The following is a 1,264-nucleotide window of genomic DNA, read 5'->3' as shown; positions in this document are numbered from 1 at the left end:
TTAATTTAAATTAACTATTAAAAACATTCAAAATGTTCAATTTTATTATTTTGTGCAAAGAAAAAGTCCTTTATAATGGATAAGTCAGGTGGTAACCCGTCCAAATCCACTAATAAAGGACATAGCTCATGGACAAGATTACACCAAAAACTTCATTTGGACAATGGTTTTCACCAATTAATTCTCAATTGTTTGAGGAACAAGTGAAAACATTGAAATTAGATTACTATACAAAAAAATTAACGACGGAGTCGTTCCTAAAATTACTGCTTTTTGCGCAGCTGCAAGAAATTGAAAGTCTGCATGCGTTGGGTGATTGTCTTTTCGATGACCAGCTTCAAAAAGGGATCGACCTTGACTCTATCAGTATTTCTCAACTGTCACGACGATTAAATGGCATGAATCCAGATCTATTTCAAAGGCTATTCCTTGATTTAGTGGCACAAATTCATGCCAAGACACATTATACGAAACTCGTGATGCCGTTAAAAATCATTGATTCAAGCACATTGCCACTCAATTTGACGAATCATAAATGGGCAAAATTCCGCAAAACAAAGGCTGGAGTAAAGTTACATCTGCGCCTTGTGTTTATGGAAAAAGGAACTTCCTACCCTGAAAAAGCCGTTATGACAACTGCCAAAGAACATGACCGTGGCCAGCTCGAAATCATGGTTGATGATAAAGAATGCATGTATGTGTTTGACCGTGGTTACCTAGATTACGAACGTTTTGACCGTATGACCGATGATGGCTACTTTTTTCTTTCAAGGCTACGGAAAAACGCTGTAATACGTGAAGTTTTCAACTTTAAACTTCCTGAAAATACGTCTGTTTTATCGGATCAAATGGTGTTGATTGGAACGACTCAAAACCGTGCTGAAAATTATTTTCGCCTGTTAAAGGTTTTGGATTCAAAAGGTAATGAGCTCCATCTAATCACCAATCGGTTTGACTTAAGTGCAGAGGAAATTTCAGAAATGTACAAATCACGCTGGGCGATCGAATTGTTTTTCAAATGGATCAAACAACATCTCAGCATTAAAAAGTTTTACGGTCAGAGCGAATGGGCGATTCAAAATCAAGTATTTATCGCACTTATTGTTTTTTGCCTACATGTTCTTGTAAAAATCGAAACAAAAAGTAAGCGAAAAACTTTACAAATTAGCCGTTATTTGAGAGCTGCATTATGGAAGCCAACGCATTTTTGGCTGCGAAAGATTGAAGGAAAAGCCATCCCTTGATAAGCAAATTTGTTGTCGTC

Annotated in this window: 1 protein-coding gene; it reads left to right on the top strand. The window is 36.7% G+C overall.

Translation table 11 applies throughout. The features are described 5' to 3' along the window. Positions 1-128 precede the first annotated feature (128 nt). Positions 129-1,244 carry an IS4 family transposase gene (locus tag JN080_RS28745; RefSeq protein ID WP_256239351.1) on the top strand — a complete coding sequence of 372 codons (1,116 nt, stop codon included), beginning with the start codon at positions 129-131 and terminating at the stop codon, positions 1,242-1,244. Positions 1,245-1,264 lie beyond the last annotated feature (20 nt).

The organism is Bacillus sp. EB600 (genome assembly GCF_024494385.1).
Classification (GTDB): domain Bacteria; phylum Bacillota; class Bacilli; order Bacillales; family Cytobacillaceae; genus JAEVLT01.
Note: the sequence above shows the minus strand (reverse complement) of the source record. Positions and strands in the feature narration are given on the sequence as shown.